The sequence below is a fragment of the Nitritalea halalkaliphila LW7 genome, from assembly GCF_000265075.1.
Lineage (GTDB): Bacteria > Bacteroidota > Bacteroidia > Cytophagales > Cyclobacteriaceae > Nitritalea > Nitritalea halalkaliphila.
Genome location: NZ_AJYA01000085.1, coordinates 1 through 3523 on the forward strand (window position 1 = coordinate 1; position 3523 = coordinate 3523).

Genomic DNA, 3523 nt, shown 5'->3' on the forward strand with positions numbered 1-3523 from the left:
GGGGTTTTAAAGGGGCCCCCTTTTKKKGWTAAGGGAATTTCTATTTTTATGTTTAGGGTAAGATACAATTAGTTTATTATAAGTAAGTTCCAGTGACCGAATATTGTGCTTTTTTTGAGAGAATGACAAAAATATAGCTAAGGGAATGATGATAATAAACAACGCTACAAGTATCCTTGTCTCTTGATAGTGAATATAAAGAGATAAAAATACTATTAATATAATTGAAAGTATAAAAACATTTCTTAGTCGGACAGTATGATTGTTTGATATTGGGAAATTTAATTTTGTTTCAAGTGTCATTTTTCTATCTAAAATGATTTTCTACAATGGTTTTAGAAAATTTTGTCTTATATCTAATTGCTGAATTTATAGTTAACCCTTTATCCGAAAAAGGTAATTCTAATTCTCCGTGTTTATGAATGGGGTATATGCTTAATACTGTCATTGCGTCTGTACTATCTCCTATTAAATTTTCTGTAATTATGTTGAACACTGTAAATTCTTCATCATCAGAGTTATATCTGATCAGAGCCAATTCGTTTCCAAGAAAAACAACTAAAAAATTATTTTCATATATGGTGTTAACTGATTGCTTTTCAAAGTTGTGTTTAAGTTTGGTAAGTTTATTACTTTCGTCAGAGATTGTTTGCTTCACATCCTCATTGTGAAGTTTTGAATTTATCGTAAAAAGCTCTTGATATTTTGGGTTGTTAATCCATGTTTGAAGAAGCAATTCATAAAATTGTTCCTTTTTTTGAATATCAGCATCAAATGGTGGAAAGAAGCTATAGTTCACATAAAGAACTTCATCCTTTTGAGTTTTATGATTAAATGTCAAACCTCGAAAGCGTCTTACTTTTATTGACATCCTATTTAAATTGAGATTACTCTCTATTTCCTTTCTTAGGTCAAGAATACTGTCAATTGGTACATATGTAATTATTGGTTCTGTATTTTCTCTTTGATAAAACTGCACAAGATTATTGTAAGTGAAAAATGTATAGTTTTCTGATTTTAGATGTGCCTCATTTATAATAATATGCCATAGACCAAGAATTGTGTCGTTACTGTCGATTAATTTCAATTCTTCCAATCTATTGACCACTTCTTCACCAATTACTTCGTTTAAATAGATGTTTGGTTTTTCTTTATGGTGCTGGCACCGTAAAAGAATAACACCTATTGATATAAGTAAAAAATATCTTTTTATTGTTTGCATGCTTTAAGTATTCGGAAGAAATACAACCTAATTTTACATTATTTAGTGAAGTCCGCTTTAAATCCCCTCACAACGCTGCCGCGTTTTTCTGAAAGAAGTCTTTAAATTTTTTGTTGGTGAGCATCTTGTCGATCAGCTTGAAGATGGTCTGCCTGTCCTCTTCTTCGAGCTGCTGGATTAGGCGCAGCTGTTCCACCGCTGTCTTGTCCTCGATGACGACTTCGGAGGGGATGTCCCCGTCGTATCCGAATATCTGGTCGGTGGTCATGTTGAAGAGCTGTGCGGCCTTGTAGAGCTCTTCCACGGTGATTGCCCTGGTTCCCTTTTCTATTTTGCTGTATGCCGACTTGTCCACGCCGATATGGGTGGCGACATCGATCTGTTTGAGGCCTTTCTGCTCCCTGATTGCCTTGATGTTGTCCGCTATGTTCATGTTGTAAAAGTAGCAAATAAAGATACTTTTATCAATATGTGTGACAATCACCTGCTTCTAAGTTGCTAAAAAGAAAACTTAAATCAATTTTAGGAGTAGTGAAATTAACCACAACAATTATGGCAAAGAAAAAAGAGTACCTATACGACTACCGGGGAGCTGGACAGGTTCCTGGAAAACTTCGTGGATGCCCCGGCACTGGCAGGGCATCTGGACGAACTGCTATTCATTCTGGTCACCCACATATCGATGGTGGAGCGGGAGCAGGACTGCGGCCGGGAGCTGTTGGAGCTGTATGCGGTACTGAGCGATCTGAGAGATCTGTTCGGTAACCTAGAAAAGAAGGCGGGTTAAGTGATGGAAATACAGGAGATCAAAACCAGACTGACACTAAAGGAAGTCCTGGAACATTACGGTCTGAAACCGGACAAACAAAGCCGTCTGAACTGCCCGTTCCATCCGGACAAGACCCCGAGCATGCAGGTGTACTACAAGACCCAGACGGCCTACTGCTTCAGTTCCAACTGCCCCACGCACGGCAAGAGCCTGGACGTGATCGACTTTATCATGCACATGGAACAGACGGACAAACACCAGGCGATCCTGAAGGCGGGGGAACTGATCCGCCAGGGGGCGGACACGGTCACGGGCACGGCTTCCCCCGTCCAGAAACTTACCAGGGTTGCGCTGCTCACAAACATGTTTACCTACTTCAGGAATGCGGTGTACAACAGCAGACCTGTCCGTGAATACCTGGAAAGCCGTGGACTGGACCACGCAAAACGGAGGTTGGTTACAACAGTGGCCAGTTCCACCATGGTACGAGAAAGGACGAAACATTGATAGAAGCCTGCCTGAAATACGGCCTGCTGCTGGACAAAGGCCATGTGAACAACCGCACGGGCGAAAAGGCCTACAGCCCCTTCGGAAAAGGCGGGATCGTGTTCCCGCTCAGGGACAGGGATAACCAAATAACCAGCCTGTACTTCCGGAGCACGGCAGATGACAGGCAGGCACGGCACTTTTACCTGAAAGACCGCCAGGGGCTTTATCCACATTATCCGCCAGAGGGCGGACACGGTCCCAAACCGGAAACAACAAAGCTGATCCTTACCGAAGCCATCATCGATGCGGCCACCTTGCTCCAAATCCCCGGCATTCTTGCGGAATACGAAATACTTGCCTGCTACGGCACCAACGGGCTGACCGAGGAACATATCAGTGCAATCCAATTATTGAACAACCTGGAAGAGATTGTTTTCTTTTTTGACGGTGATGCAGCCGGACTGGAAGCGGTAAGGAAACAGGGCGAAAAGCTGAAGGGGCTGCTTCCAGCTGTCGAAATCAGCCTTGTCAACACCCCGGAGGGCGAGGACGTGAACAGCCTGTACGTAAACCATGCGGACAGTGCGGAAGAACTCTTTAGACACCTGCTGGACAGCCGTACCCCTTTTGATGCGCCAAACGGGTCTTTTTATTCTTCAAATGAAAAGGCTTCAAATGAAATAAAAAAAGTGGTTCAGAATCAGAAACCTGAAACCGCCCCGGAGAAGCCCCAACCCGTCCCATTGAAAACCGCTCCACAACCAAAAGTCAACACGCAGGAAACCAACCCAAGCCATGCGGCAGGCAGATTCGATACGACCAACCCCCACCGGATCATTTACTTTACCGACACGGCGCATTACTATGTAAAGGGTGGGGTTAGACAGGAACCCGACAGGCTTCAGGTCAGCCTGATGGTCGAGGGGAAGGGCAGCAGCGCCTACAACCGCTACCGCAACCGCCTGGACCTGTACGAGAACAAACAGACGGAAAGGATAGCCAGGGAGGCGGCCGAAAAACTGAACCTCAGGGCAGACCTGGAG

5 protein-coding genes are annotated in these 3523 nt (G+C 43.8%); 3 read left to right on the plus strand and 2 right to left on the minus strand.

Features of this window, described 5'->3' with window-relative positions:
- Positions 1–307: 307 nt before the first annotated feature.
- Together A3SI_RS16180 and A3SI_RS16185 are read right to left on the minus strand one after the other, a co-directional pair.
- Complete coding sequence (locus tag A3SI_RS16180) at positions 308–1222, minus strand: hypothetical protein (protein WP_009057600.1); 915 nt, start codon at positions 1220–1222, stop codon at positions 308–310.
- A 67-nt stretch (positions 1223–1289) separates the two neighbouring features.
- Positions 1290–1655, minus strand: a complete 366-nt coding sequence (locus A3SI_RS16185) for a helix-turn-helix domain-containing protein (protein ID WP_040671261.1) — start codon at positions 1653–1655, stop codon at positions 1290–1292.
- A 183-nt stretch (positions 1656–1838) separates the two neighbouring features.
- Here A3SI_RS16185 and A3SI_RS19175 point away from each other — a divergent pair, with 183 nt between their 5' ends.
- The 3 genes from A3SI_RS19175 to A3SI_RS16195 all read left to right on the plus strand — a co-directional run.
- Entirely contained in the window at positions 1839–2009 is a 171-nt protein-coding gene (locus A3SI_RS19175) for a hypothetical protein (RefSeq protein ID WP_156810363.1), read from the plus strand.
- 3 nt (positions 2010–2012) lie between these two features.
- On the plus strand, positions 2013–2498 hold the full coding sequence (locus A3SI_RS21310) for a CHC2 zinc finger domain-containing protein (RefSeq protein WP_238531825.1): 486 nt from the start codon (positions 2013–2015) through the stop codon (positions 2496–2498).
- Positions 2495–3523: toprim domain-containing protein (locus tag A3SI_RS16195; protein ID WP_040671259.1), on the plus strand; the 1029-nt coding region annotated here is incomplete at its 3' end. The genes A3SI_RS21310 and A3SI_RS16195, both read left to right, overlap by 4 nt.